Below are 26029 nucleotides of genomic sequence, written 5' to 3' on the forward strand. Positions count from 1 at the left end.
GCTTAACCCGGGCCGGACGCCTATAATGCCCGGTTCACGCTGGAGTCTTGTGCTCCGGCGTGTCCGTGTTTCAGGGGTTCGCAGGCGCGGCCCTACCACTTCCACGGACGGTCTACAGCGAGGAGCCGCAAGGCGCCAGCACTCGCGAGGAAAGATAAATGGCAAAGAAAGTCATTGGTTACATCAAGTTGCAGGTGAAGGCCGGCCAGGCGAACCCGTCGCCGCCGGTCGGTCCGGCGCTCGGTCAGCGCGGCCTGAACATCATGGAGTTCTGCAAGGCGTTCAATGCCGCCACGCAGAAGCTCGAGCCGGGTCTCCCGATCCCGGTCGTGATCACGGCTTATTCGGACCGTACCTTCACCTTCATCACGAAGACCCCGCCGGCCTCGATCCTTCTCAAGAAGATCACGGGCGTGGCGAAGGGCTCGCCGAAGCCGAACACCGACAAGGTGGGCAAGGTCACCCGTGCCCAGCTCGAGGACATCGCGAAGCAGAAGGAGCCGGATCTCACGGCGGCCGATCTGGATGCCGCCGTGCGTACGATCGCCGGCAGCGCGCGTTCCATGGGTCTGGTGGTGGAGGGTTAAGACATGGCAAAGCTCACGAAGCGTATGAAGGCCGCCACGGCCGCCGTTCAGCCCGGCAAGACCTACGGTCTCGACGAGGCACTGAAGATCGTCAAGGACAACGCCAAGGCGAAGTTCGCCGAGTCGGTCGACGTCTCGGTCCGCCTGGGTATCGATGCGAAGAAGTCGGACCAGGGCGTGCGCGGCTCGTCGCTGCTGCCGCACGGCACCGGCAAGACCGTTCGCGTCGCCGTGTTCGTCCCGGCCGGTGAGAAGGCCGACGCCGCCCTCGCGGCTGGCGCCGACGCCGTCGGTATGGACGACCTCGCCGAGAAGATGCAGGCGGGCGATCTCAACTACGGCCGCGTCATCGCCACGCCGGACGCGATGCGCGTCGTCGGCAAGCTCGGCCAGGTGCTCGGTCCCCGTGGCCTGATGCCGAACCCGAAGGACGGCTCGGTCACCGCCGACGTCGCCACGGCCGTCAAGAACGCCAAGGCCGGCCAGGTCAAGTTCCGCAACGACAAGGGCGGCATCATCCACGCCACCATCGGCAAGGCGAGCTTCGAAGCCGCCCAGCTGGCGGACAACCTGAACGCGCTGATCGCCGATCTGCTGAAGGCCAAGCCGGCTGCGGCGAAGGGCCAGTACATCCAGAAGGTGTCGCTGTCGAGCACCATGGGCGTGGGCGTGCCGGTCGATACCTCGACCGTGAACACCTCGACCAAGTAAGCAAGAGTTACGACCCTCGCCGGCCAGGCCGGCGGGGGCACGTTTTTGAGGGCAGCTCCGGTTGCAATACCGGGGCAGCCGTCAAAGACCGTAGGCGCGAGCAGCGCGCGACGGCGACGAGCAGGGAGCTCGTGTTGGCAAGGAAACGCCGTCGTCGGTAGCGGGTTCGCTTAATCGGATGCCTCTTCGGATCCGGCCTGCGTAGATGGTGCAGCCCCTTCTGGCATTCGTTTCGAATCTGGAAAGGCCACCACCCGGGACCCCGCGTCCCCGACGTCAGGACGATGTCGCCCAGGACCGCAAGCGGCAGGAGTCGTGAGCGGAGTTCAATTGGAGGAGTGCAATGGCTCTCAATCTGTCTCAGAAGCAAGAAGTAGTCGCCGAGCTGGCAGAAGTCGCCGCGAAGGCTCACTCCTTGGTCGCCGCCGAATACGCGGGCACCACGGTCTCCCAGATGACCGAGATGCGCAAGAAGGCTCGTGAAACGGGCGTGTTCCTGAAAGTTGTCAAGAACACCCTCGCCGCACGCGCCGTGGCCGGTACCGAATTCGAGGTCGTCAAGGACGCTCTCGTCGGTCCGCTGCTCTATGCGTTCTCCACTGAGGAACCGGGCGCCGCAGGCCGCCTGATCAAGGAATTCGCGAAGACCAACGACAAGCTCAAGACGAAGGTCGTGTCCGTGGAAGGCAAGCTCCTTCCCGCCGCCCACGTCGACGTGCTTGCCTCGCTGCCGACCCGTCAGGAAGCGCTGGCCATGCTGGCTCGCGTCCTCAACGAGCCGGTCACGATGTTCGCGCGCGCCGTCAAGGCCGTTGGCGAGAAGCAGGGTGGTGGCGAAGTCGCCGCCGAAGCCCCGGCCGAAGCCTGATTCGTCGACTTATTTCCATAAGACCCCATTTCAGAAGGTAAGAAACAATGTCCACCCTGACCACCGAACAGATCGTCGAAGCCATCAAGGCCAAGTCCCTGATGGAAATCATGGAGCTGGTGAAGTCGATCGAAGACACCTTCGGCGTCTCGGCTGCCGCCCCGGTTGCCGTCGCTGGCCCGGCCGCTGCCGGCCCGGCTGCCGAAGCGCAGACCGAGTTCGACGTGATCCTGAAGTCCGCCGGCGACAAGAAGGTCGACGTGATCAAGGCCGTCCGCGCCATCACGGGCCTGGGCCTGAAGGAAGCCAAGGACCTCACCGAGGCCGGCGGCGTCGTGAAGGAAGCGGCTTCGAAGGAAGATGCCGATAAGTTCAAGAAGGATCTCGAAGCTGCCGGCGCCACGGTCGAACTCAAGTAATCGGCGCCTTGCGCGCCAGCTGTTCGACATAGCGTCAAGTGAGCCTGGGGGCGTAAGCCCCCGGGCTTTGGCCGTTCCAGGCCGGGTTCCACGTTCCATGTCCGTTGTTGCTCCGTCGGAAATGGGACATCGGGAGTCGAGGGCAGCGATGCCCTGCGGTACGAATCTCGATCTCCGATTTTCGATTCATCCGATTTTGATCGACCCATTACTGAACCGAGGCGGTACCCACCATGACCTACTCGTTTACCGAGAAGAAGCGCATCCGTAAGGATTTCGGCAAGCGTCCGCCCGTGCTGGGCGTGCCCAACCTGCTGACGATCCAGACCGACTCGTACAAGGAATTCCTGCAGGAGCAGGTCAACCCCAAGCAGCGTGAAGACAAGGGCCTGCATGCCGCGCTGAAGTCAGTGTTCCCGATTTCCAGCTATTCCGGCAACGCAGCCCTCGAATACGTGGACTACCGGCTCGGCGAGCCGGCGTTCGACGAGCGCGAGTGCCGCAACCGCGGCATGACGTTCGGCGCGCCGCTGCGCACGACCGTCCGCCTGGTCATCTACGACAAGGACAGCCCGGCGTCCAAGAAGGCCGTGAAGTACGTGAAGGAGCAGGAGGTCTACATGGGCGAGATCCCGCTCATGACCGAGACCGGCACCTTCATCATCAACGGCACCGAGCGCGTCATCGTCTCGCAGCTGCATCGTTCGCCGGGCGTGTTCTTCGATCACGACCGCGGCAAGACGCACAGCTCGGGCAAGCTGCTGTTCTCCGCCCGCGTGATTCCCTACCGTGGCTCCTGGCTCGACTTCGAGTTCGACCCGAAGGATGCGCTGTTCACCCGTATCGATCGTCGCCGCAAGCTGCCGGTGACCGTGCTGCTGCGCGCGCTCGGCTACACGAACGAAGAGATGCTTCAGATCTTCTTCGAACACAACGTGTTCCACCTGGGCAAGAAGGGCGGCGTCACCCTCGACCTCGTCGCCGAGCGCCTGCGCGGTGAAACGCTCTCGTTCGATCTCGTGATCGACGGCAAGGTGCTGGTCGAAGCCGGCAAGCGCATCACCGCGCGCCATGTTCGCCAGCTCGCCAGCGAGAAGATCACCACGCTCGAAGTGCCGGACGACTACCCGGTCGGCCGCATCGTCGCGATCGACATGGTCGACAAGGACACCGGCGAGATCATCGCCGCGGCCAACGACGAACTGACGGCCGAGCACCTGGAACGCTTCCGCAAGGCCGGCATCGAGACGGTGCCGACGCTGTACGTGAACGATCTCGATCGTGGCGCGTACATCTCGAACACGCTGCGCATCGACAACACGCGCACGCAGCTCGAGGCCCTGGTCGAAATCTACCGGATGATGCGCCCGGGTGAGCCGCCGACCAAGGACGCCGCGCAGAACCTGTTCTTCAACCTGTTCTTCACCTTCGACCGCTACGACCTCTCGGCCGTCGGCCGCATGAAGTTCAACCGTCGCGTCGGCCGCAAGGACGTCATCGGCCCGGGCGTGCTGTACGACCACAAGTACTTCGCCGAGCGCAAGGAAGACGAGTGCCAGCGCCTGGTCGCGGAGCAGGGTGAAACCTCCGACATCCTCGACGTGCTGCGCGTGCTGATCGACATCCGCAACGGTACCGGCACGGTCGACGACATCGATCACCTGGGTAACCGTCGCGTGCGTTCGGTCGGCGAAATGGCGGAGAACACCTTCCGCATCGGTCTCGTCCGCGTCGAGCGCGCGGTTCGCGAGCGCCTGTCGCTGGCCGAATCCGAGGGCCTGACCCCGCAGGAACTGATCAACGCCAAGCCGGTCGCGGCGGCGGTGAAGGAGTTCTTCGGCTCGTCGCAGCTCTCGCAGTTCATGGACCAGAACAACCCGCTGTCCGAAGTGACCCACAAGCGCCGCGTGTCGGCGCTCGGACCGGGCGGCCTGACCCGTGAGCGCGCCGGTTTCGAAGTGCGCGACGTGCACCCGACCCATTACGGCCGCGTCTGCACCATCGAAACGCCGGAAGGCCCGAACATCGGCCTGATCAACTCGCTGGCCGTGTACGCCCGCACCAACGCCTACGGCTTCCTCGAGACGCCGTACCGCAAGGTCGAGAACGGCAAGGTCACCGACAAGGTCGACTACCTTTCCGCGATCGAGGAAGGCGATCACGTCATCGCGCAGGCGAACTCGCCGCTGACGAAGGAAGGCAAGTTCATCGAGGACTTCGTCTCCTGCCGTTTCCGTGGTGAATCCGAGCTGCGTCCGTCGGCCGAGATCAACTATATGGACGTCTCGCCGATGCAGACCGTGTCGGTCGCCGCGGCGCTCGTCCCGTTCCTCGAGCACGACGACGCCAACCGCGCGCTGATGGGCGCGAACATGCAGCGCCAGGCCGTTCCGACCCTGCGCAGCCAGAAGCCGCTCGTCGGCACGGGTATCGAGCGCGCCGTGGCGCGTGACTCGGGCGTGACCGTGTCGGCCCGTCGTGGCGGCGTGATCGACCAGGTCGACGCGGCCCGTATCGTCGTGCGCGTCAACGAAGCCGAAGTCGGCGACGACGATGCCGGCGTCGATATCTACACGCTGACCAAGTACACCCGCTCCAACCAGAACACCAACCTCAACCAGCGTCCGCTGGTGAACGTGGGTGACGTGGTGGCGGTGGGCGACACGCTGGCGGACGGTTCCTCGACCGACCTCGGCGAGCTCGCGCTCGGCCAGAACATGCTCGTCGCGTTCATGCCGTGGAACGGCTACAACTTCGAAGACTCGATCCTGATCTCCGAACGCGTGGTGCAGGAAGACCGCTACACCTCGATCCACATCGAGGAACTGACCTGCATCGCCCGCGACACCAAGCTCGGCGCCGAGGAAATCACCGCGGACATCCCGAATGTCGGCGAGCAGGCGCTCGCGCGCCTGGACGAGTCCGGCATCGTGTACATCGGCGCGGAAGTGAAGGCGGGCGACATCCTCGTCGGCAAGGTCACGCCGAAGGGCGAAAGCCAGCTCACGCCGGAAGAGAAGCTGCTCCGCGCGATCTTCGGCGAGAAGGCCTCGGACGTTAAGGACAGCTCGCTGCGCGTGCCCCCGGGCATGGACGGCAATGTCATCGACGTGCAGGTCTTCACCCGCGACGGCATCGAGAAGGACAAGCGCGCCAAGCAGATCGAAGAGACCGAACTGAAGCGGATCCGCAAGGATCTCGACGACCAGTTCCGCATCCTCGAGGGCGCGATCTACGCCCGCATGCGCTCGCAGCTGGTCGGCAAGACGGCGATGAGCGGCCCGGGTGGCCTCAAGCGCGGCACCACGATCGACGACGCCTACCTGGACGGCCTGAAGAAGGACGACTGGTTCAAGATCAACGTCAAGGAAGAGGAAGTGTCCGAGTTCCTCGAGCGTGCGGCCGAACAGGTCAAGCGCCACAAGGAGAACTTCGACAAGCGCTTCAAGGAGAAGCAGGGCAAGATCACCCAGGGCGACGACCTCGCGCCGGGCGTGCTCAAGATGGTCAAGGTCTACCTGGCCGTCAAGCGCCGCATCCAGCCGGGCGACAAGATGGCCGGCCGCCACGGTAACAAGGGTGTCGTGTCGATGATCGTTCCGGTCGAGGACATGCCGTTCTCCGCCGACGGCCGTCCGGTCGACATCGTGCTGAACCCGCTGGGCGTGCCTTCGCGTATGAACATCGGCCAGATCCTCGAGGTTCACCTCGGCTGGGCGGCGAAGGGTCTCGGCCACAAGATCGAGGCGATGATCCAGGCCAACGAGAAGCCCGCCAAGCTGCGCGAGTTCCTCGACGAGGTCTACAACCACGGCAACGCCGGTGCGGAAGGCGCGGTGCGTCACGTCGACCTCAAGTCGATGTCCGACCACGAGATCGTCTCCCTGGCGAACAACCTCTGCGACGGCGTGCCGATGGCGACGCCGGTGTTCGACGGTGCCGAGGAGTCCGAGATCAAGCACATGCTCAAGCTCGCCGACCTGCCGGAATCCGGGCAGACGGTGCTCTTCGACGGCCGTACCGGCGAGGCGTTCGATCGCCCGGTCACCGTCGGCTACATGCACATGCTGAAGCTGAACCACCTCGTCGACGACAAGATGCACGCGCGTTCGACGGGACCGTACTCGCTCGTTACCCAGCAGCCGCTGGGCGGCAAGGCGCAGTTCGGTGGCCAGCGCTTCGGCGAAATGGAAGTCTGGGCGCTGGAAGCGTATGGCGCCGCGTACACCCTGCAGGAAATGCTGACCGTCAAGTCGGACGACGTCCAGGGCCGCAACCAGATGTACAAGAACATTGTGGACGGCAACCACGAAATGGCCGCGGGCATGCCGGAATCCTTCAACGTACTCGTGAAGGAAATCCGCTCGCTCGGCATCGACATCGAACTCGAAGAGATCAAGTGATCGTCGCGGCTACCGGAGATTACGCATGAAAGACCTGCTCAATCTGTTCAACCAGCAGCGACAGACGCTGGATTTCGACGCGATCAAGATCGCTCTGGCTTCGCCGGAGTTGATCCGCTCGTGGTCGTACGGCGAAGTGAAGAAGCCGGAAACCATCAACTACCGCACGTTCAAGCCTGAGCGTGACGGCCTGTTCTGCGCGGCCATTTTCGGTCCCATCAAGGACTACGAATGCCTGTGCGGCAAGTACAAGCGCATGAAGCATCGCGGCGTGGTCTGCGAGAAGTGCGGTACCGAGGTCACCCTGGCCAAGGTCCGTCGCGAGCGCATGGGCCACATCGAACTGGCCAGCCCGACCGCGCACATCTGGTTCCTGAAGTCGCTGCCTTCGCGCATCGGCCTCATGCTGGACATGACCCTGCGTGACATCGAGCGCATCCTGTACTTCGAAGCCTTCGTGGTGATCGATCCGGGCTTGACCGCGCTCGAGCGCGGCCAGCTGCTCAGCGAAGACCAGTACCTGGAAGCCACCGAAGAGCACGGTGACGAATTCGACGCCCGCATGGGTGCCGAGGCCGTCTACGAGCTGCTGAAGAGCCTCGACCTGCCGGGCGAGGTCATTCGCCTGAAGGAAGAGATCTCGTCGACGAATTCCGAGACCAAGCTGAAGCGCCTCACCAAGCGCGTGAAGCTGATCGAGGCGTTCCTCGAGTCGGGCAACAAGCCGGAATGGATGGTCATGACCGTCCTGCCGGTGCTGCCGCCCGACCTGCGTCCGCTCGTTCCGCTGGACGGCGGCCGCTTCGCGACCTCCGACCTCAACGACCTGTACCGTCGCGTCATCAACCGCAACAACCGCCTGAAGCGCCTGCTCGAACTCGCCGCGCCCGACATCATCGTGCGCAACGAGAAGCGCATGCTGCAGGAATCGGTCGATGCGCTGCTCGACAACGGCCGTCGAGGCCGTGCCATCACCGGCACGAACAAGCGCGCGCTGAAGTCGCTCGCGGACATGATCAAGGGCAAGCAGGGCCGCTTCCGCCAGAACCTGCTCGGCAAGCGCGTCGACTACTCGGGCCGTTCGGTCATCGTGGTCGGCCCGACGTTGCGCCTGCACCAGTGCGGCCTGCCGAAGAAGATGGCGCTCGAGCTGTTCAAGCCCTTCATCTTCGCCAAGCTGCAGGCCCGTGGTGAAGCCACCACGATCAAGGCCGCGAAGAAGCTCGTCGAGCGCGAGGAAGCGCAGGTGTGGGACATCCTGGAAGACGTGATCCGCGAACATCCGGTCATGCTCAACCGTGCGCCGACCCTGCATCGCCTGGGTATCCAGGCGTTCGAGCCGGTCCTCATCGAAGGCAAGGCGATCCAGCTGCATCCGCTCGTGTGTACGGCGTTCAACGCCGACTTCGACGGTGACCAGATGGCCGTGCACGTGCCGCTGTCGATCGAGGCGCAGCTCGAAGCCCGCGCCCTGATGATGTCCTCGAACAACATCCTGTCGCCGGCGAACGGCGAGCCGATCATCGTGCCGTCGCAGGACGTCGTGCTCGGCCTGTACTACATGACCCGCGAGCTGATCAACGCGAAGGGCACCGGCATGGTGTTCGCGAACGTCGGCGAAGTGCGTCGCGCGTACGACAACCGTGCGGTCGAGCTGCACGCGAAGGTGAAGGTGCGCGTGCGCAGCGTGGAAACCGTCGATGGCGAGCGCGTCGAGCGCCTCGTCCTGGTCGATACCACGGTGGGTCGCGCCCTGCTCGCCGAGATCATCCCGGAGGGCCTGCCCTTCGCGCTGGTCAACACCGAGCTGACCAAGAAGAACATCTCGCGCCTGATCAACCAGAGCTACCGCCTGCTCGGCCTGAAGGAATCGGTCGTGTTCGCCGACAAGCTGATGTACACCGGCTTCCGTTTCGCGACGCGCGCCGGTATCTCCATCGGTATCGACGACATGAAGATCCCGGCCGAGAAGAAGGGCATCCTCGAGGAAGCCGAGAAGGAAGTCGTCGAGATCCAGGAGCAGTACCAGTCGGGCCTGGTGACCGCCGGCGAGCGCTACAACAAGGTGGTCGACATCTGGTCGCGTACCAACGAACTCGTCGCCAAGGCGATGATCGACGGTATCGGCACCGAGAAGGTGCAGGACGCCGACGGCAACACGGTCAACCAGAAGTCGATGAACTCGCTGTACATCATGGCGGACTCCGGCGCGCGTGGTAGCGCGGCGCAGATTCGTCAGCTGGCGGGCATGCGCGGCCTGATGGCCCGTCCGGACGGCTCGATCATCGAGACGCCCATCAAGGCGAACTTCCGCGAAGGCCTGAACGTCCTGCAGTACTTCAACTCGACCCACGGTGCCCGTAAGGGTCTCGCGGATACCGCGCTGAAGACCGCGAACTCCGGTTACCTGACCCGTCGCCTCGTCGACGTGGCACAGGACGTCGTCATCACCGAGCACGATTGCGGCACGGAAGACGGTGTGCTGATGTCGCCGATCGTCGAAGGCGGTGACGTGGTCGAGCCGTTGCGCGAGCGCGTGCTCGGTCGCGTCGTGGTCGAGGACGTCTACGCCCCGGGCGATGACGACCAACCGATCGTGACCCGCGACACGCTGCTCGACGAGTACCTGGTCGACCAGCTCGACAAGGCCGGCGTGCAGCTGATCAAGGTCCGTTCGCCGATCACCTGCCGTGCCAGCCACGGTGTGTGCGCCCTGTGCTACGGCCGCGACCTCGCTCGTGGTCACCTGGTCAACATGGGCGAGGCCGTGGGTGTGGTCGCCGCGCAGTCGATCGGTGAGCCGGGTACCCAGCTGACGATGCGTACGTTCCACATCGGTGGCGCGGCGTCCCGTGCCGCCGCGGTGGACAACGTGACGGTCCGCACGACCGGCGCGCTGAAGTTCAACAACCTGAAGTCGGTCGAGCATTCGCAGGGTCACCTGGTCGCCGTCTCGCGTTCGGGTGAAGTGAGCGTCATCGACGCCAACGGCCGCGAGCGCGAGCGTTACAAGGTGCCTTACGGCGCGACCATCGCGGTGAAGGACGGCGACCCGGTCAAGGCTGGCCAGACCGTCGCGAACTGGGATCCGCATACCCACCCGATCGTCACGGAAGTGGCCGGCGTGGTCCGCTTCATCGACTTCATCGATGGCGTGACCGTGCAGTCGCAGACCGACGAACTGACCGGCCTCGAGTCGGCGGTGGTCACGGATCCGAAGCGTCGCGGCACGCAGGCGAAGGACCTGCGCCCGATCGTCCGCCTGGAAGACAGCAAGGGCCGTGAGCTCAAGCTGCCGGGCACCGACATCGCGGCCCAGTACTTCCTGCCGGCCGGTGCGATCGTCTCGATCCAGAACGGTGCCGAAGTGGGCGTGGGCGACGTCGTCGCCCGTATCCCGCAGGAAACCTCGAAGACCCGCGACATCACGGGTGGTCTGCCGCGCGTCGCCGACCTGTTCGAAGCCCGCAAGCCGAAGGAGCCGGCGATCCTCGCGGAGCGCTCGGGTATCGTCAGCTTCGGCAAGGACACCAAGGGTAAGCAGCGCCTGATCATCAAGGACGTGGACGGCAACGAGCACGAGGAGCTGATTCCCAAGTGGCGCCAGGTCATCGTGTTCGAGGGCGAGCACGTGGAGAAGGGCGAAACCGTCGTCGACGGCGAGCCGAATCCGCATGACATCCTGCGCCTGCTGGGTGTCGAGCCGCTGGCCTCGTACCTGGTCAAGGAGATCCAGGACGTCTACCGCCTGCAGGGCGTGAAGATCAACGACAAGCACATCGAAGCGATCATTCGCCAGATGCTGCGCAAGGTCGAGATCACCGAGCCGGGTGACAGCACCTACCTGCGCGGTGAGCAGGTCGAGCGCGTCCGGATCAACGAGGAAAACGAGCGCGCCGAGAAGCGGGGCGAGCGTCGGGCCGAGTTCGAGTCGGTCCTGCTGGGCATCACCAAGGCCTCGCTGGCCACCGAGTCGTTCATCTCGGCGGCTTCGTTCCAGGAAACCACTCGCGTCCTCACCGAGGCGGCGGTCCGTGGCACCCGGGATACGTTGCGTGGCCTGAAGGAAAATGTTATTGTTGGGCGGCTAATCCCTGCGGGTACGGGTCTGGCATACCACGCTTCGCGTCGTAGCCAGGGCGGACTGACGGCCTCGGAGCTGGAAACCCTCTCGGGTTCTTCGGCACCGGCTGTCACGTTCGAAGAGGCTCCCGCCGGGTCCAACGATAGCGCCGAGTAAGGCCCGTACCCGGGTTTTGCTCGTACATACGAAATGAGGCGCAAGGATGCGCCTCGTGTTCGGAATCAAGGACGATGGGCGCTGGCCCGCTTCGCGGGCGGCGCACGTCAACAACGCTTCTCTGGCGGGCCGATCTATCGGTCTGCCTTTATGTTTCTCAGGAATAGCTTCGCATGACGACAGTCAACCAGTTGGTGCGCAAATCCCGCAGCCCGAAGGCGTACAAGAGCGCCTCGCCGGCCCTGCAGAGCAGCCCGCAGCGCCGCGGGGTGTGCACGCGCGTTTATACGACCACTCCGAAGAAGCCGAACTCGGCGCTGCGTAAGGTTGCCAAGGTGCGCCTGACCAACGGTTTCGAAGTCATCAGCTACATCGGTGGCGAAGGTCACAATCTGCAGGAGCACTCGGTGGTCCTGATCCGCGGCGGTCGCGTCAAGGATCTCCCCGGTGTGCGTTACCACACGGTTCGCGGCAGTCTCGACTGCGCCGGCGTGACCAAGCGTCGCAAGTCGCGCTCGAAGTACGGCGCCAAGCGCCCGAAGAGCTGAGTAGAGGACAAGAATTATGTCGCGTAAAGGTTCCCATCCCGCCCGTGTGGTCCTCCCGGACCCGAAGCACGGAAGCCAGCTGATTGCCCGTTTCATCAACATGGTGATGAAGTCCGGCAAGAAGTCCGTCGCTGAAGCCATCGTCTACGGCGCCCTGCAGCACATCGGCGAGAAGAACGCCGAGCCGGTGCAGCTCGTCGAGAAGGCCCTGGGCAATATCGCCCCGGCCGTCGAGGTGAAGTCCCGCCGAGTCGGCGGTGCCACGTACCAGGTGCCGGTCGAAGTCCGTCCGGGCCGTCGCATGGCTCTCGCCATGCGTTGGGTGATCGACGCGGCGCGCAAGCGCGGCGAGACGTCCATGCCGCGCAAGCTGGCCGCCGAACTGCTCGAAGCCTCGGAATCCCGTGGCGGCGCCGTCAAGAAGCGCGAAGAGACGCATCGCATGGCTGAGGCCAACAAGGCCTTCTCGCATTACCGCTGGTAATTACAGCTCCAGATTGAGGAAAGACCGTGGCACGCACTACGCCCATCGAGCGCTACCGCAACTTCGGCATCATGGCTCACATCGATGCCGGCAAGACCACGACCACGGAGCGCATCCTGTTCTACACCGGTGTCAGTCATAAGATTGGCGAGGTGCACGACGGTGCCGCTACGATGGACTGGATGGAGCAGGAGCAGGAGCGCGGCATCACCATCACTTCCGCCGCCACCACGGCGTTCTGGAAGGGCATGGATCGTTCGCTGCCCGAGCATCGCTTCAACATCATCGACACCCCGGGACACGTCGACTTCACCATCGAAGTGGAGCGTTCGCTCCGCGTTCTCGACGGTGCGGTGTTCGTTCTCTGTGCCGTGGGTGGCGTGCAGCCGCAGTCGGAAACCGTGTGGCGTCAGGCCAACCGGTACAAGGTGCCGCGCCTTGCGTTCGTCAACAAGATGGACCGCACCGGCGCGAACTTCTACAAGGTCATCGACCAGCTGAAGAGCCGCCTTGCCGCCAACCCGGTGCCGATGCAGGTGCCGATCGGTGCCGAGGACAACTTCGAGGGCGTCGTCGACCTCCTCAAGATGAAGGCCATCAAGTGGGACATGGAGTCCCAGGGCATGAAGTTCGAATACGTCGAGATTCCCGCCGAGCTCCAGGCCAAGGCCGAGGCCGATCGTACGGCCATGATCGAGGCCGCGGCGGAAGCCACGGAAGAGATGATGGACAAGTACCTCGGTGGCGAAGAGCTGACCGAAGCCGAGATCATCGAAGGCCTGCGCCTGCGCACGCTGAAGAGCGAGATCATCCCGGTCTTCTGCGGTACGGCGTTCAAGAACAAGGGCGTCCAGGCGATGCTCGACGCGGTCGTCAATCTCCTGCCGTCGCCGCTCGACCGTCCGCCGGTCGAAGGCATCGACGAAGACGAGAAGCCGGACACCCGTGAAGCCAAGGACGATGCACCGTTCTCCGCCCTCGCGTTCAAGATCATGACCGATCCGTTCGTCGGCGCGCTGACGTTCTTCCGTGTCTACTCGGGCACGCTGAACGCCGGCGACCAGGTGTACAACCCGGTCAAGTCGAAGAAGGAGCGCATCGGCCGCATCCTGCAGATGCACGCCAACGAGCGTCACGAACTGAAGGAGGTCCGCGCTGGCGATATCGCCGCGGCGGTCGGCCTGAAGGACGTCACGACCGGTGACACGCTGTGCGCGCAGGATCACATCATCACGCTCGAGCGCATGTCGTTCCCCGAGCCGGTGATCTCGATGGCGGTCGAGCCGAAGACCAAGTCGGACCAGGAAAAGATGGGTATCGCCCTCAGCCGCCTGGCTGCGGAAGATCCGTCGTTCCGCGTCCGTACGGATGAAGAGTCCGGCCAGACGATCATCTCGGGCATGGGCGAGCTTCACCTGGACATCCTGGTGGACCGCATGCGTCGCGAGTTCAACGTCGAAGCCAACGTCGGCAAGCCGCAGGTGGCTTATCGCGAAACGATCCAGGCGTCGGACGTCAAGTCGGACTACAAGCACGCCAAGCAGTCGGGTGGTAAGGGTCAGTACGGTCACGTCGTGATCGAACTGTCGCCGATCACCGCGGCCGACCGTGCGGACGAGAAGATTGCCGCCCAGATCAAGGACGACTTCCTCTTCATCAACGACATCACGGGTGGTGTGATTCCGAAGGAATTCATCCCGTCGGTCGAGAAGGGCCTGCGCGAGACGATCACGTCGGGTCCGCTGGCTGGCTTCCCGGTCGTGAACACGAAGGTCAAGCTGGTCTTCGGTTCCTACCATGATGTCGACTCGTCCGAAATGGCGTTCAAGCTCGCTGCCTCGATGGCGTTCAAGCAGGGCTTCGCCAAGGCGAACCCGGTTCTGCTCGAGCCGATCATGAAGGTCGAGGTCGTGACGCCGGAAGATTACGTCGGTGACATCATGGGCGATCTGAGCCGCCGTCGCGGCATGCTGACCGGCCAGGACGACACGCCGTCGGGCAAGACCATCAACGCGATGGTTCCGCTCGGTGAGATGTTCGGCTACGCCACCACGATCCGCTCGTTGAGCCAGGGTCGTGCGATGTTCACGATGGAATTCGATCATTACGATCCGGCGCCGAAGAATGTCGCCGACGAGGTCATGAAGAAGTCCTGATAAGGGCTTCTTCTTTAAACATACAACGTTCTTTTAGAGGTTTAGAGTCATGGCAAAGGGTAAGTTCGAGCGTAAGAAGCCGCACGTCAACGTCGGCACCATCGGTCACGTCGATCACGGCAAGACCACGCTGACGGCTGCGCTGACGAAGATCGGCGCCGAGCGCTTTGGCGGCGAGTTCAAGGACTACGGTTCGATCGACGCGGCGCCGGAAGAGAAGGCGCGCGGCATCACGATCTCGACCGCGCACGTGGAATACGAATCGCCGCTGCGCCACTACGGCCACGTCGATTGCCCGGGTCACGCGGATTATGTGAAGAACATGATCACGGGTGCGGCGCAGATGGACGGCGCGATCCTGGTGTGCTCGGCCGCTGACGGCCCGATGCCGCAGACGCGTGAGCACATCCTGCTGTCGCGCCAGGTGGGCGTGCCGTACATCGTCGTGTTCCTGAACAAGGCCGACATGGTGGACGACGCCGAGCTGCTCGAGCTGGTCGAGATGGAAGTGCGCGAGCTGCTGTCGAAGTACGAGTTCCCGGGCGACGACACGCCGATCATTCACGGTTCGGCGCGTCTGGCGCTGGACGGCGACCAGTCGGAGATCGGCGTGCCGTCGATCATCAAGCTGGTCGATGCGCTGGACAGCTGGATTCCGGAGCCGGAGCGCGACATCGACAAGCCGTTCCTGCTGCCGGTGGAAGACGTGTTCTCGATCTCGGGTCGCGGCACGGTGCTGACCGGTCGCGTCGAGCGCGGCATCGTGAAGGTGGGTGACCCGGCCGAAGTGGTCGGTCTGAAGGACACCCAGACCACGACGGTGACGGGCGTGGAGATGTTCCGCAAGCTGCTGGACCAAGGTCAGGCCGGTGACAACGTCGGCGTGCTGGTTCGCGGTCTGAAGCGTGAAGACGTCGAGCGTGGCCAGGTGCTGGCCAAGCCGGGTTCGGTGACGCCGCACACGGAGTTCGAGGGTGAGGTGTACATCCTGTCGAAGGACGAGGGTGGCCGTCACACGCCGTTCTTCAGCAACTACCGTCCGCAGTTCTACTTCCGCACGACGGACGTGACCGGCTCGATCACGCTGCCGGAAGGCGTGGAGATGGTGATGCCGGGTGACAACGTGAAGATCAGCGTCACGCTGGGCTTCCCGATCGCGATGGACGAAGGCCTGCGTTTCGCGATCCGCGAAGGCGGTCGTACCGTCGGCGCCGGCGTCGTCTCCAAGATCAACAAGTAAGAAGGATTGCCGGGGCGGGGTGACCCGTCCGGTTATCGAAGAGCGGAGGCGAAAGCCTCCGCTTTTTTTTTGTTCTTCGGTAAGTGTTTTGGTGGCTTGGGCTCGCCTTCGGCATCGCGGCGTGCGCGTCGCGGCAAGAGCCGGCGAGCGCCGCCCTCGGGGCCACGCCTCCGGCGACCCCTCAAGGAAGGGCCGCTGGCGCGGCCGTGTATCAATGGCCTGCGGCCGGGTCGTGAACCCGCCGGGGTTCTTCGACTCGACATCCTGTCTCGCGAAGAAGGCCAACCATCCATGGTTGGCCCCCTGCGGGCCTGATCCGTCTGGATCACTCGCCTGCGCTAACGGCCCCGAGGGCGGCACTCGCCGGCTCTTTCGTACCTTGACGCGAAGTCGGGCCGAGCGCGGTGTCATGAGTGATAGGTGTTTGTTGCTGCCCCGATCGGCACGCATAACAAAAGCACGCGATTTTGAGGATTCTTCTAAAGATGTCCTCATGCCGTATCGCTAAGCTGTCCTCATGAACCTCCGCACTTGGGTATGGCTTTCGCTGTTGCTGTTTCCTGCCTTGGCTGCGTGCGCCGAGAAAAAAGACCTCAGCCCGCCGCCCCTGAATCCGCATCCGAAGGAGGCGCTGCACGTCACGGTGACGTTCGACCATCCTGAGGATGCCAAGCGCTACGTTGTCGTCATGAGTGCGCTGTACCAGAACCAGCAACGCGAATGTGGCTACTTCGATCCCCTCAGGGGCGGCGGCAGCTTTGTCTATCCCCACGGGACGTTCGACATTCCCAATGAAAGCCGGAACCCGAAACAGGCGCGGTTCAATATCTATCTGGACCGGTACAACGAAGGCAATTGCAACTGGGAGCTTGCTTCGCCCTATTTCCGGATTCATGACACCTACACGGGAAGGAGGGCTTCGAGCGACTGGGGGTTTCCTAGGGAAATGCTGGCTCCTGGTTCTACGTACAAGACCATTTGCCAGTTCCGGGCAGATGACCATCCGCAAAGTTGCTATGGCAGATGGCCGGTGCCGGACAAGCCTCATTACAGTCGCGTTCCCATTACGGTCCATGTCTCCGAGGACTCGGCACCGCTGCATCCGCGCATACCCAGCTACTTCAGACGCAGCAATTTCGTCGAGCCCGTGAAGACGAATGTTGCGCCAAGCCCGCCTGCTTCTGACGGCGACTAGCAGTAACTTCTATCCAAGGAACTGGATATGTCTCTTCCCTCCGAACAATATGCCTTTCTTGCTGAGAAAGTTTATGAGCCGCTGACTGTCGGCGAAGAAATAGAAAGCGATACTCGTCGTTACAACGTGATTTACGTCTCTCCCCCTTCCGCCACCAACTATCGCGGTGCTGTGATGCAGGACGAGACGACTCGCCAGCTTATCGTCACGAACAAAGGCACCGACCCTTCCAGCATCCATGACATCACCGCTGATCTAGGTATGGGCATGATGGGTGCGCCCACCCAATGGCCGGAGGCTGCCCGCACGATGCGCTGGGCTTTGGATCATGCCGAGAAGAGTCATATCCCCGTAAGCGACATCAGCATCACCGGTCACTCCCTGGGCGGCGCCCTCGCGCAACTGCAAGCCGCCATGCCCGAATCGGCCGGCATACACGCGGAAACCTTCAATACCTATGGGGCGCGGTCCATGGCCGAGGGGCTGGGCCTGGATGTGCCATCCGCCCAGGACCGCGTCGTCAACCACCGCATGTACCACGACCCGGTGTCGAGCATGGCCGAGCCGATCGGCCGCACGGTCGATTACATGGATCATGCCGATTACCAGCGCCACAAGCAGGGTGGCCTGTCGCCGGTCGGCGAGGTGGGCGCCATCGCCGCCGCACACGGCATCGGCAACTTCTGGGACAAGGAAGGCAACCAGCCGGCGGCGGTATTCGCGCGCAACTATATGCCCGACCTGCATCATCGCCGGCTGGACGACTTGCCTCGTGGTGTTCCGCTGGACCTGTCGGCGCCCTGGCACATGCTGGGTCAGGAGCAGGAGTGTACCGGCATGCCGCCACTGGCGGCGACCGCGGGCATGGACGAGATGTTCGACTACCTGTGCAAGGCCATGGAGCAGGACGACCAGGGCTTCATGGAAGCGCTTCGACAGGTCGGCCAGACCCATGCCGCCCAGGAATTCCACATGCAAGCGGCGCAGCAGGTGGACAGGGAAGACCGCATCGCGGCACTGGAAGCGCAGCTGCAACAGGCGCAAGAACAGCAGGTGTCGCAGGTCCGGGAGATCGGCGGTCCGGTGATGCGCCTGTAAGGAGTGGCGATGCGCGAGGAAGGTACAAGGAACGCCACCGTGCAGGTGGCGATGATGGTGGAGCGGCTGTCGCGCATGAGCGAGTCGATGGATACGCGCCACCGTCAGGCCACCGAGCAACAAGAGCGGACCGTGCGGGCTCTACCCGGCATCATGCGCCAGGCCGCGGATGCGGGCTTGGGTGCGATCTCGGCGGATGCCACGCGGACCGTGCGAATGGGCTTGAACGAACCGCTCGCGGAAGTGGCCCGGGCAGCGGCCGAGCATCGGCGCCTCATGCAGGCGAGCACGGATGCGATGGTTGGGACGCAGCGCAAGCTGGCGACCTTCGTGAACAAGGCGGCCTGGCTGGTGACAGGGGTGCTGGCGACCCTTCTGGCGGTGCTCGCGGTGGGAAGTTATCTCGGGTGGCATTACAAGCAGGTCATCGCGCAGCAGCAGATCGAGGCCGATCTGCTCCGGGCCTATAACCAGGCCGATGTTCGATTGTGCGGCCAGCAGCTGTGCGCTCGCGTGGGCCGCGCGGACAAGCGCTATGGGGATTACGTTCCCCTCCGGCAACGATAGGGTGCCGACGCAGGTCGTGAATGATCCAGCCGGGGAAGGCGCGGCCACCCGATATCGTTCCTCCCGAGGGCTTCCCATCGGCCCGGCGATAGGTTATATTCGCTGGGCTATACCTCCCGGTCCCCATGTGTGGGCGACCGGACACCGCGAAATGAGGCGCACGGAATGTGCTTCGAGTTCGCAGGCATGGATGCCGAGTAGGGTGCCAACGGGCCACGGGGCGTAAGCTCTGTTGACCTATCTCGTTGCGTATTCTATACTTTTCTGTCTAGGCAGGCCGATAGCTCGGCCTGCCTGACTTTTTCGGGTCGTTCCGGACGGTTTCACACCGTTCCAGGGCGGCCCGTTGCGGTACCCGTAAGTAGCACCAGGGTTGTGCGGGGTGGCGAGAAGCCCCTCCGAATCACAAGAACGTTCTTTCGATAACAGGACACGGTTTTATGGCGAACCAAAAGATTCGCATTCGGCTCAAGGCGTTCGATCATCGTCTGATCGACCGTTCGGCCAGCGAAATCGTCGAGACGGCCAAGCGCACCGGCGCTACGGTCCTCGGCCCGATCCCGCTGCCGACCAAGATTGAGCGCTACACCATTCTGGTGTCGCCGCACGTCGACAAAGATGCCCGCGACCAGTACGAGACCCGTACCCACAAGCGCGTTCTGGACATCGTCGACCCCAACGACAAAACCGTGGACGCGCTCATGAAGCTCGATCTCGCGGCTGGCGTTGACGTGCAGATCAAGCTCGGCTGAGCGGATAAAAGGATACGAAGATGAGTATCGGACTGGTTGGCCGCAAGTGCGGCATGAGCCGGCTCTTCACCGAAGACGGCCGCTCGATTCCGGTGACGCTGATTGAAGCGACCCCGAATCGCGTGACGCAGGTGAAGACCGAAGAAAACGACGGCTACAGCGCCGTGCAGGTCACGACGGGTGCCAAGCGCGCCTCGCTCCTGACGGCTCCGCTGAAGGGCCATTACGCCAACGCCAAGGTCGAGCCGGGCCGCGGTCTGTGGGAGTTCCGCGTGAGCGCGGAAGACGCAGGCAAGTACGCGATCGGCACCGAGATCTCGGCGGGTGACGTCTTCACCGTCGGTCAGACGGTCGACGTTTCCGGCGTGTCGAAGGGTAAGGGTTTCCAGGGCACCATCAAGCGTCACCACTTCAAGATGGGCGACGCCACGCACGGTAACTCGCTGTCGCATCGCGCCCCGGGCTCGATCGGCCAGCGCCAGACGCCGGGCCGCGTGTTCCCTGGCAAGAAGATGTCGGGCCACATGGGCGCGGTCAACCGCACCCAGCAGGGTCTCGAAGTTGTCACGGTCGATTCCGAGCGTCACCTGATCGCGGTCAAGGGCGCAGTCCCCGGCGCGCCGGGCGGTGACGTCGTGATCCGTCCGACGACCAAGGGCTGAGGAGAGACGCCATGGAACTCAACGTTATTGGCGCCAAGGCGCTCACCGTGTCGGACGACGTGTTCGGCGGCGAGTACAAGAAGGCCCTCGTCCACCAGGTCGTCACCGCCTATCAGGCGGCTGGCCGTGCCGGTACGAAGGCCCAGCTGTCTCGTGGCCAGATGTCCGGTACGACCAAGAAGTTCAAGAAGCAGAAGGGTGGCGGCGCTCGCCACGGTGACTACCGCGCTCCGATCTTCGTCGGTGGTGGTGTGACGTTCGCGGCCAAGCCGCGCAGCTTCGAGCAGAAGGTCAACCGCAAGGCCTACCGCGTCGCGATCCGTTCGATCGTCGCCGAGCTGAACCGTCAGGGTCGCCTGAAGGTCGTCTCCGAGCTGTCGATGGAAGCCCCGAGCACCAAGGGCATGATCGCGAAGCTGGCCGAGCTCGAAGTCAAGGGTCGCGTGCTGCTGGTGTCGGAAGACGCCACCGAGGCGCTGTACCTGTCCGCCCGCAACATTCCGTACATCCACGTCGTCGACGTGTTGGCCCTTAATCCGGTCAGCCTGGTCGGCAGCGACTTCGTCGTCATGACGGTGGACGCGGTCAAGAAGGTCGAGGAGTGGCTCGCATGAGCACCGAACGCACGCTCAACACGCTTCGCGCGCCGCACATCTCCGAGAAGTCGGCTCGCCTTGCTGAGAACAACCAGTACGTTTTCGTCGTGGCGCCCGAGGCGACCAAGGCCGATGTCCGTGCAGCCGTGGAACACCTCTTCGACGTCAAGGTCGTGGACGTGAACCTCGTGAACACCAAGGGCAAGGTCAAGTCGTTCCGCTTCCGCACTGGCAACCGCCAGGGCAAGCGCAAGGCCTACGTGCGCCTCGCCGACGGTCACACGATCGACGTGTCGGCCAAGGCCTGAGCCAGGAGTTGAATTGAGATGGCACTGATCACTCACAAGCCGACCTCCCCGGGCCGCCGCGACGCAGTCAGCGTGCGGACCGAAGGTCTGCACAAGGGCGCACCTTACGCGCCCCTGACCGAATCGCAGTCGAAGACGGGTGGCCGCAACCACTACGGTCGCATCACCACGCGTCATCGTGGCGGCGGTCATAAGCAGGCTTACCGCATCATCGATTTCAAGCGTGACAAGGAAGGCATCGCCGCCGTTGTCGAGCGTCTGGAATACGATCCGAACCGCACCGCGCACATCGCGCTGCTGTGCTACGCCGATGGCGAGCGCCGCTACATCATCGCGCCGAAGGGCGTGGCGGTGGGCGACCGTCTCGTGTCGGGTTCCGACTCCCCGATCAAGCCGGGCAACTGCCTGCCGCTTCGGTCGATCCCGGTCGGTTCCACCGTCCATTGCATCGAGATGAAGCCGGGCAAGGGTGCGCAGATCGCGCGTTCGGCCGGTGCCTCGGTCCAGCTGGTCGCTCGCGAGCAGGGTTACGCCACGCTGCGTCTTCGCTCCGGCGAAATGCGTCGCGTGCCGGTCGAATGCCGCGCCACCATCGGCGAAGTCGGTAACTCCGAGCATAGCCTGCGCAAGCTTGGCAAGGCCGGTAAGAAGCGCTGGGCGGGTATCCGTCCGACCGTTCGCGGTGTCGTGATGAACCCGGTCGACCATCCGCATGGCGGTGGTGAAGGCAAGACCTCCGGCGGCCGTCATCCGGTCAGCCCGTGGGGTACGCCGACCAAGGGTTACAAGACGCGCAACAACAAGCGCACCCAGCAGTTCATCGTGCGTCGTCGCAAGTAATAGGAAACGATCATGCCGCGCTCTCTAAAGAAAGGTCCGTTCGTTGACCTGCACCTCGTAAAGAAGGTGGAAGCCGCCGTTTCCGCCAACAACAAGCGTCCGATCAAGACCTGGTCGCGTCGTTCGATGATTCTGCCGGAGATGGTCGGTCTGACCATCGCCATCCACAACGGCCGCCAGCACGTGCCCGTCCTGATCAACGAGAACATGGTCGGGCACAAGCTCGGCGAGTTCGCGGTGACCCGTACGTACAAGGGCCACGCAGGCGATAAGAAGGGCAAGTGATGAGCACCGAAGCCAAAGCGATCCTGCGCAGCGCCCGCATCTCGGCGCAGAAGGCACGCCTGGTGGCTGACCTAGTCCGCGGCATGCCCGTGGGCCGAGCCAGCGACGTGCTCGCCTTCACCAACAAGAAAGCCGCCCACCTTGTCCGCAAGGTGCTGCTCTCCGCCGTCGCCAACGCCGAAAACAATCTCGGCGCCGACGTGGACGAGCTCAAGGTGGCCCGCATCTTCGTCGACGAAGGTCCGGCGATGAAGCGTATGTACGCCCGCGCCAAAGGTCGCGGTTCGCGCATCCTGAAGCGCACCAGCCACATCACTGTGGTTGTCGGCAACTGACTGGGGTAAGACACGATGGGTCATAAAGTTCATCCCACCGGTATCCGCCTCGGCATTGCCAAGGATTGGAACTCGAAGTGGTACGCAAACAAGGGTGAGTACGCCCAGTACCTCGCGGCCGACCTCAAGGTCCGCGAGATGCTGCGCAAGAAGCTCGCCGCCGCCGGTATCTCGAAGATTCAGATCGAGCGCCCGGCCAAGACCGCCCGCGTGACGATCTTCACCGCCCGCCCGGGCGTGGTGATCGGCAAGAAGGGTGAGGACATCGAGAAGCTGCGCAAGGAAGTCACGGACATGATGGGCGTTCCGACGCACATCAACGTCAGTGAAGTCCGCAAGCCGGAACTCGACGCCCAGCTCGTCGCTGAATCGATCGCCCAGCAGCTCGAGCGTCGCATCATGTTCCGCCGCGCGATGAAGCGTTCGGTCGGCAACGCGATGCGCCTCGGTGCCCTCGGCATCAAGATCAACGTCTCCGGCCGTTTGAACGGTGCCGAGATCGCGCGCTCCGAGTGGGCCCGCGAAGGTCGTGTTCCGCTGCATACCCTGCGCGCGGACATCGACTACGGCACCGCCGAGGCCAAGACCCAGTACGGCATCATCGGTGTCAAGGTTTGGGTCTACAAGGGCGAGATCTTCGATCTGGCGGCCGCCACGGCCGAGTCGAAGGAAGAACAGCAGCCTCAGCAGTCGTCGCGCCGCGAGGGTGGTGAAAACCGCCGCGAGCGTGAGCGCGCTGCCAAGTAAGGAGCGTTGCCATGTTGCAACCGAAGCGTACCAAGTACCGCAAGATGCATAAGGGCCGTAACGATGGCCTGGCATTCAATTCCAACCTCGTGAGCTTTGGCGAGTACGGCCTCAAGGCGACGACGCACGGTCAGCTGACCGCGCGTCAGATCGAAGCGGCCCGTCGTTGCATCACGCGCTACGTGAAGCGTGGCGGCAAGCTCTGGATCCGCGTGTTCCCGGACAAGCCGATCACCCGCAAGCCCATCGAAGTCCGAATGGGTGCAGGTAAGGGTGGCGTCGAGTTCTGGGTCGCTCTGATCCAGCCGGGTCGCATGCTTTATGAAATCGAAGGTGTCGACGAGACGACGGCACGCGAAGCGTTCCGTCTGGCGGCAGCCAAGCTCTCCGTCCAGACCCAGTTCGTCTCCAGGGCGGTGATGTAATGGCCAGCAAAGAAATCAAAGAGAAGTCGGCGGAAGAGCTGAAGCAGCACCTGCTGGACCTTCGCAAGGAGCAGTTCAACCTGCGCATGCAGAAGGGCTCCGGACAGCTCACCCAGCCGCACCAGCTGCGCCGCGTTCGGCGTGACATCGCCCGCACGAAGTTCGTGCTCGGCGTGAAGAAGTAAGGACGGCGGACATGAGCGATAACACGAAGACGGCGCGTACCCTCACGGGTCGTGTCATCAGCAACAAGATGGCTAACACGGTGACGGTGTTGATCGAGCGCCAGGTGCAGCACCCGCTGCTCGGCAAGATCATCCGCCGTTCCACGAAGCTCCATGCGCACGACGAAACCGGCGCGAACGAGGGTGACCTCGTCCGCATCGCGGAATGCCGTCCGCTGTCGAAGACCAAACATCACCGCGTGGTCGAAATCGTCACGCGCGCTGAAGTCTAAGGAGAGCTGCCATGATTCAGGTACAGAGCATGCTTTCCGCGGCCGATAACAGCGGCGCGAAGGAACTGATGTGCATCAAGGTGCTGGGCGGCTCGAAGCGCCGTTATGCCAGCGTCGGTGATGTCATCAAGGTGACCGTCAAGGACGCCATTCCCCGCGGCAAGGTCAAGAAGGGCGAGGTGTACAACGCCGTGGTGGTTCGTACCGCCAAGGGTGTGCGCCGCGCTGATGGTTCCGTGATCCGTTTCGACGGCAACGCGGCCGTCATCCTCAACAACAAGCTCGAGCCGATCGGAACCCGTATCTTCGGGCCGGTTACCCGCGAGCTGCGCAGCGAGAAGTTCATGAAGATCGTCTCGCTCGCGCCCGAAGTGCTCTGAGCGGAGGCCAGACCATGAACCGTATCCGCAAGGGTGATAACGTCGTCGTCATCACCGGCAAGAACAAGGGACAGCGCGGCGACGTGCTGCGCGTCGATGGCGACCGCGTGGTCGTCTCGAACGTGAACCTGGTCAAGCGCCACACCAAGCCGAACCCGCAGGCCAACCAGCCGGGCGGAATCGTCGAACGTGAGGCCTCGATCCATATCTCCAACGTACAGCTCTTCAACTCCGCCACGAACAAGGGCGAGCGCGTGGGCACCAAGACGCTCGAGGACGGGCGCAAGGTGCGCGTGTTCCGTTCGGGCGAAGTGGTCGACGCGTAAGGAATCGAAGTCATGACCCGCCTTGAATCGTTTTACAAAGAGTCGGTAATGCAGAAGCTCACTGAGCGCTTCGGTTACCAGAACGTCATGGAAGTGCCCCGCATCACGAAGATCACGCTCAACATGGGCGTCGGCGAAGCCGCCGGTAACAAGAAGATCCTCGAGAACGCCGTGGCCGATATGACCAAGATCGCCGGCCAGAAGCCGATCACGACGAAGGCCCGCGTGTCGGTCGCTTCGTTCAAGATCCGCGACGGTTGGCCGATCGGTTGCAAGGTCACGCTCCGTCGTGCCCAGATGTGGGAATTCCTGGACCGCCTGATCAACATCTCGCTGCCGCGTACGCGCGACTTCCGTGGTGTCTCGGGTCGTGCCTTCGATGGCCGTGGTAACTACAACTTCGGCATCAAGGAACAGATCATTTTCCCGGAAATCGACTTCGATCAGGTCGACGCGCTGCGTGGCATGGATATCTCCATCACCACCACCGCCAAGACCGACGAAGAAGCCAAGGCGTTGCTGGAAGCCTTCAGCTTCCCGTTCCGCAACTGATCACAGGTAGAACATGGCCAAGACCTCGATGGTCGAGCGCGACCTCAAGCGCACCAAGATCGTGAAGAAGTTCGCCGCCAAGCGCGCCGAACTGAAGGCGATCGTCCTGAGCGCCACTGCGTCGTACGACGAAAAGATGGAAGCCCAGACCAAGCTGCAGAAGCTTCCGCGCGATGCCAGCCCGGTGCGCCAGCGTAATCGCTGCGCCCTGACCGGCCGCCCGCGTGGCGTCTACAGCAAGTTCGGCCTGGGCCGCAACAAGCTCCGCGAAGCCACCATGCGTGGCGACGTGCCGGGCTTGCGCAAGGCTAGCTGGTAAAAAACTCGCCAACGGCGGGGCAAGCTGTTATAGTCGTCGGTCTGCGCAACGCAGACCGACGATTGTCGGCTTTACAATTTAAGATTTCCGGTAATTCGGATATCGGTGCACTCTCAAGGGTTTTCTTATGAGCATGACTGATCCCATCGCCGATCTGTTTACGCGCATCCGTAATGGCCAGGCCTCTGGCAAGTCGGTTGTCCGTATGCCGTCGTCGAAGATGAAGCTGGCCCTGGCCAAGCTTCTGCAGAACGAAGGCTATATTCTCGACGCCCGTGCCGCTGACGAAGCTGGCAAGCCGGTCCTCGAGATCAAGCTGAAGTACTTTGAAGGCCGTCCGGCCATCGAAACCATCTCCCGTGTCAGCCGTTCCGGTCTCCGCGTCTACCGCGGCAAGGACGAGCTGCCGAAGGTCCTCGGTGGCCTGGGTATCTCGATCATCTCGACTTCCGCCGGTCTCCTGACCGACGCGCAGGCCCGTGCGAAGGGTCTGGGCGGCGAAGTCATCGGCCAGGTGGCGTAAGGAGTC

Annotated in this window: 29 protein-coding genes; all 29 read left to right on the forward strand. The window is 63.3% G+C overall.

What is annotated here, in order from left to right:
- The first annotated feature begins 158 nt into the window (after positions 1-158).
- Positions 159-587 carry a 50S ribosomal protein L11 gene (rplK, locus tag ACR9Y6_RS00595; RefSeq protein ID WP_306849829.1) on the forward strand — a complete coding sequence of 143 codons (429 nt, stop codon included), beginning with the start codon at positions 159-161 and terminating at the stop codon, positions 585-587.
- A 3-nt stretch (positions 588-590) separates the two neighbouring features.
- A complete protein-coding gene (gene rplA / locus ACR9Y6_RS00600) occupies positions 591-1298 on the forward strand; it encodes a 50S ribosomal protein L1 (protein WP_306849831.1) in 708 nt (235 codons plus the stop codon).
- 343 nt (positions 1299-1641) lie between these two features.
- Positions 1642-2166 carry a 50S ribosomal protein L10 gene (rplJ, locus tag ACR9Y6_RS00605; protein WP_306849834.1) on the forward strand — a complete coding sequence of 175 codons (525 nt, stop codon included), beginning with the start codon at positions 1642-1644 and terminating at the stop codon, positions 2164-2166.
- Positions 2167-2213: 47 nt separating this feature from the next.
- Entirely contained in the window at positions 2214-2585 is a 372-nt protein-coding gene (gene rplL, locus ACR9Y6_RS00610) for a 50S ribosomal protein L7/L12 (protein ID WP_090059106.1), read from the forward strand.
- A gap of 233 nt (positions 2586-2818) precedes the next feature.
- Positions 2819-6988 carry a DNA-directed RNA polymerase subunit beta gene (rpoB, locus tag ACR9Y6_RS00615; RefSeq protein WP_426285404.1) on the forward strand — a complete coding sequence of 1390 codons (4170 nt, stop codon included), beginning with the start codon at positions 2819-2821 and terminating at the stop codon, positions 6986-6988.
- Between the two features lie 25 nt (positions 6989-7013).
- A complete protein-coding gene (gene rpoC, locus ACR9Y6_RS00620; RefSeq protein WP_371023359.1) occupies positions 7014-11228 on the forward strand; it encodes a DNA-directed RNA polymerase subunit beta' in 4215 nt (1404 codons plus the stop codon).
- Between the two features lie 173 nt (positions 11229-11401).
- Positions 11402-11776 (forward strand): 30S ribosomal protein S12, encoded by a 375-nt coding sequence (rpsL, locus tag ACR9Y6_RS00625; RefSeq protein WP_036115505.1) that lies wholly within the window; start codon positions 11402-11404, stop codon positions 11774-11776.
- A gap of 16 nt (positions 11777-11792) precedes the next feature.
- Entirely contained in the window at positions 11793-12260 is a 468-nt protein-coding gene (gene rpsG, locus ACR9Y6_RS00630; RefSeq protein ID WP_090059100.1) for a 30S ribosomal protein S7, read from the forward strand.
- Positions 12261-12286: 26 nt separating this feature from the next.
- The gene (gene fusA / locus ACR9Y6_RS00635) at positions 12287-14416 is read left to right on the forward strand and encodes an elongation factor G (protein ID WP_481279546.1); all 2130 of its coding nucleotides are present in this window, start codon (positions 12287-12289) and stop codon (positions 14414-14416) included.
- A 49-nt stretch (positions 14417-14465) separates the two neighbouring features.
- Positions 14466-15656: an elongation factor Tu gene (tuf, locus tag ACR9Y6_RS00640; RefSeq protein ID WP_481279544.1), complete on the forward strand. Its 1191-nt coding sequence runs from the start codon at positions 14466-14468 to the stop codon at positions 15654-15656.
- Positions 15657-16173: 517 nt separating this feature from the next.
- On the forward strand, positions 16174-16851 hold the full coding sequence (locus tag ACR9Y6_RS00645) for a hypothetical protein (RefSeq protein ID WP_481279547.1): 678 nt from the start codon (positions 16174-16176) through the stop codon (positions 16849-16851).
- Between the two features lie 27 nt (positions 16852-16878).
- Positions 16879-17949 carry a Tle-like phospholipase domain-containing protein gene (locus ACR9Y6_RS00650; RefSeq protein WP_481279548.1) on the forward strand — a complete coding sequence of 357 codons (1071 nt, stop codon included), beginning with the start codon at positions 16879-16881 and terminating at the stop codon, positions 17947-17949.
- A gap of 9 nt (positions 17950-17958) precedes the next feature.
- Complete coding sequence (locus tag ACR9Y6_RS00655; protein WP_481279549.1) at positions 17959-18516, forward strand: hypothetical protein; 558 nt, start codon at positions 17959-17961, stop codon at positions 18514-18516.
- A gap of 440 nt (positions 18517-18956) precedes the next feature.
- Entirely contained in the window at positions 18957-19268 is a 312-nt protein-coding gene (rpsJ, locus tag ACR9Y6_RS00660) for a 30S ribosomal protein S10 (RefSeq protein ID WP_014402136.1), read from the forward strand.
- Positions 19269-19288: 20 nt separating this feature from the next.
- Complete coding sequence (gene rplC / locus ACR9Y6_RS00665; RefSeq protein WP_371023353.1) at positions 19289-19930, forward strand: 50S ribosomal protein L3; 642 nt, start codon at positions 19289-19291, stop codon at positions 19928-19930.
- An 11-nt stretch (positions 19931-19941) separates the two neighbouring features.
- On the forward strand, positions 19942-20544 hold the full coding sequence (gene rplD / locus ACR9Y6_RS00670) for a 50S ribosomal protein L4 (RefSeq protein ID WP_306849867.1): 603 nt from the start codon (positions 19942-19944) through the stop codon (positions 20542-20544).
- On the forward strand, positions 20541-20834 hold the full coding sequence (gene rplW, locus ACR9Y6_RS00675) for a 50S ribosomal protein L23 (RefSeq protein ID WP_046967254.1): 294 nt from the start codon (positions 20541-20543) through the stop codon (positions 20832-20834). The genes rplD and rplW overlap by 4 nt, the downstream gene beginning before the upstream one ends.
- Positions 20835-20852: 18 nt before the next feature.
- Complete coding sequence (rplB, locus tag ACR9Y6_RS00680) at positions 20853-21674, forward strand: 50S ribosomal protein L2 (RefSeq protein WP_306849874.1); 822 nt, start codon at positions 20853-20855, stop codon at positions 21672-21674.
- A gap of 12 nt (positions 21675-21686) precedes the next feature.
- On the forward strand, positions 21687-21959 hold the full coding sequence (rpsS, locus tag ACR9Y6_RS00685) for a 30S ribosomal protein S19 (protein ID WP_029213892.1): 273 nt from the start codon (positions 21687-21689) through the stop codon (positions 21957-21959).
- Positions 21959-22294 (forward strand): 50S ribosomal protein L22, encoded by a 336-nt coding sequence (gene rplV, locus ACR9Y6_RS00690; RefSeq protein WP_029213891.1) that lies wholly within the window; start codon positions 21959-21961, stop codon positions 22292-22294. Before rpsS ends, rplV begins: the two co-directional genes overlap by 1 nt.
- Positions 22295-22309: 15 nt before the next feature.
- Complete coding sequence (rpsC, locus tag ACR9Y6_RS00695) at positions 22310-23041, forward strand: 30S ribosomal protein S3 (RefSeq protein WP_306849877.1); 732 nt, start codon at positions 22310-22312, stop codon at positions 23039-23041.
- Between the two features lie 11 nt (positions 23042-23052).
- Positions 23053-23466 carry a 50S ribosomal protein L16 gene (gene rplP / locus ACR9Y6_RS00700; protein ID WP_306849879.1) on the forward strand — a complete coding sequence of 138 codons (414 nt, stop codon included), beginning with the start codon at positions 23053-23055 and terminating at the stop codon, positions 23464-23466.
- Positions 23466-23651, forward strand: a complete 186-nt coding sequence (gene rpmC / locus ACR9Y6_RS00705) for a 50S ribosomal protein L29 (RefSeq protein WP_029213888.1) — start codon at positions 23466-23468, stop codon at positions 23649-23651. The genes rplP and rpmC overlap by 1 nt, the downstream gene beginning before the upstream one ends.
- A gap of 11 nt (positions 23652-23662) precedes the next feature.
- Positions 23663-23923 carry a 30S ribosomal protein S17 gene (gene rpsQ, locus ACR9Y6_RS00710; protein ID WP_029213887.1) on the forward strand — a complete coding sequence of 87 codons (261 nt, stop codon included), beginning with the start codon at positions 23663-23665 and terminating at the stop codon, positions 23921-23923.
- Between the two features lie 11 nt (positions 23924-23934).
- Positions 23935-24303, forward strand: coding sequence for a 50S ribosomal protein L14 (gene rplN, locus ACR9Y6_RS00715; RefSeq protein ID WP_306849882.1), 369 nt, complete (start codon positions 23935-23937; stop codon positions 24301-24303).
- Between the two features lie 14 nt (positions 24304-24317).
- Positions 24318-24629 carry a 50S ribosomal protein L24 gene (rplX, locus tag ACR9Y6_RS00720; protein ID WP_090054986.1) on the forward strand — a complete coding sequence of 104 codons (312 nt, stop codon included), beginning with the start codon at positions 24318-24320 and terminating at the stop codon, positions 24627-24629.
- Positions 24630-24641: 12 nt separating this feature from the next.
- Entirely contained in the window at positions 24642-25181 is a 540-nt protein-coding gene (gene rplE, locus ACR9Y6_RS00725; protein ID WP_306849886.1) for a 50S ribosomal protein L5, read from the forward strand.
- Positions 25182-25194: 13 nt separating this feature from the next.
- Positions 25195-25500, forward strand: coding sequence for a 30S ribosomal protein S14 (gene rpsN, locus ACR9Y6_RS00730; RefSeq protein WP_306849888.1), 306 nt, complete (start codon positions 25195-25197; stop codon positions 25498-25500).
- A 127-nt stretch (positions 25501-25627) separates the two neighbouring features.
- Positions 25628-26023, forward strand: a complete 396-nt coding sequence (rpsH, locus tag ACR9Y6_RS00735) for a 30S ribosomal protein S8 (RefSeq protein ID WP_072322781.1) — start codon at positions 25628-25630, stop codon at positions 26021-26023.
- Positions 26024-26029: the final 6 nt, after the last annotated feature.

It is taken from the genome of Luteibacter sp. TLI7-4A, assembly GCF_056754745.1.

Coding starts and splice junctions, on each gene's coding strand:
- rpsQ (WP_029213887.1), top strand. CDS start 23,663: ATGAGCGATAACACGAAGACGGCGCGTACCCTCACGGGTCGTGTCATC.
- ACR9Y6_RS00645 (WP_481279547.1), top strand. CDS start 16,174: ATGAACCTCCGCACTTGGGTATGGCTTTCGCTGTTGCTGTTTCCTGCC.
- rplE (WP_306849886.1), top strand. CDS start 24,642: ATGACCCGCCTTGAATCGTTTTACAAAGAGTCGGTAATGCAGAAGCTC.
- rplB (WP_306849874.1), top strand. CDS start 20,853: ATGGCACTGATCACTCACAAGCCGACCTCCCCGGGCCGCCGCGACGCA.
- tuf (WP_481279544.1), top strand. CDS start 14,466: ATGGCAAAGGGTAAGTTCGAGCGTAAGAAGCCGCACGTCAACGTCGGC.
- rplV (WP_029213891.1), top strand. CDS start 21,959: ATGAGCACCGAAGCCAAAGCGATCCTGCGCAGCGCCCGCATCTCGGCG.
- ACR9Y6_RS00655 (WP_481279549.1), top strand. CDS start 17,959: ATGCGCGAGGAAGGTACAAGGAACGCCACCGTGCAGGTGGCGATGATG.
- rpsH (WP_072322781.1), top strand. CDS start 25,628: ATGAGCATGACTGATCCCATCGCCGATCTGTTTACGCGCATCCGTAAT.
- ACR9Y6_RS00650 (WP_481279548.1), top strand. CDS start 16,879: ATGTCTCTTCCCTCCGAACAATATGCCTTTCTTGCTGAGAAAGTTTAT.
- rpsS (WP_029213892.1), top strand. CDS start 21,687: ATGCCGCGCTCTCTAAAGAAAGGTCCGTTCGTTGACCTGCACCTCGTA.
- rpsN (WP_306849888.1), top strand. CDS start 25,195: ATGGCCAAGACCTCGATGGTCGAGCGCGACCTCAAGCGCACCAAGATC.
- rplN (WP_306849882.1), top strand. CDS start 23,935: ATGATTCAGGTACAGAGCATGCTTTCCGCGGCCGATAACAGCGGCGCG.
- rplL (WP_090059106.1), top strand. CDS start 2,214: ATGTCCACCCTGACCACCGAACAGATCGTCGAAGCCATCAAGGCCAAG.
- rpoB (WP_426285404.1), top strand. CDS start 2,819: ATGACCTACTCGTTTACCGAGAAGAAGCGCATCCGTAAGGATTTCGGC.
- rpsJ (WP_014402136.1), top strand. CDS start 18,957: ATGGCGAACCAAAAGATTCGCATTCGGCTCAAGGCGTTCGATCATCGT.
- rpsC (WP_306849877.1), top strand. CDS start 22,310: ATGGGTCATAAAGTTCATCCCACCGGTATCCGCCTCGGCATTGCCAAG.
- rpoC (WP_371023359.1), top strand. CDS start 7,014: ATGAAAGACCTGCTCAATCTGTTCAACCAGCAGCGACAGACGCTGGAT.
- rplK (WP_306849829.1), top strand. CDS start 159: ATGGCAAAGAAAGTCATTGGTTACATCAAGTTGCAGGTGAAGGCCGGC.
- rplA (WP_306849831.1), top strand. CDS start 591: ATGGCAAAGCTCACGAAGCGTATGAAGGCCGCCACGGCCGCCGTTCAG.
- rplJ (WP_306849834.1), top strand. CDS start 1,642: ATGGCTCTCAATCTGTCTCAGAAGCAAGAAGTAGTCGCCGAGCTGGCA.
- rplW (WP_046967254.1), top strand. CDS start 20,541: ATGAGCACCGAACGCACGCTCAACACGCTTCGCGCGCCGCACATCTCC.
- rplC (WP_371023353.1), top strand. CDS start 19,289: ATGAGTATCGGACTGGTTGGCCGCAAGTGCGGCATGAGCCGGCTCTTC.
- rplD (WP_306849867.1), top strand. CDS start 19,942: ATGGAACTCAACGTTATTGGCGCCAAGGCGCTCACCGTGTCGGACGAC.
- rpmC (WP_029213888.1), top strand. CDS start 23,466: ATGGCCAGCAAAGAAATCAAAGAGAAGTCGGCGGAAGAGCTGAAGCAG.
- rpsL (WP_036115505.1), top strand. CDS start 11,402: ATGACGACAGTCAACCAGTTGGTGCGCAAATCCCGCAGCCCGAAGGCG.
- rpsG (WP_090059100.1), top strand. CDS start 11,793: ATGTCGCGTAAAGGTTCCCATCCCGCCCGTGTGGTCCTCCCGGACCCG.
- rplX (WP_090054986.1), top strand. CDS start 24,318: ATGAACCGTATCCGCAAGGGTGATAACGTCGTCGTCATCACCGGCAAG.
- rplP (WP_306849879.1), top strand. CDS start 23,053: ATGTTGCAACCGAAGCGTACCAAGTACCGCAAGATGCATAAGGGCCGT.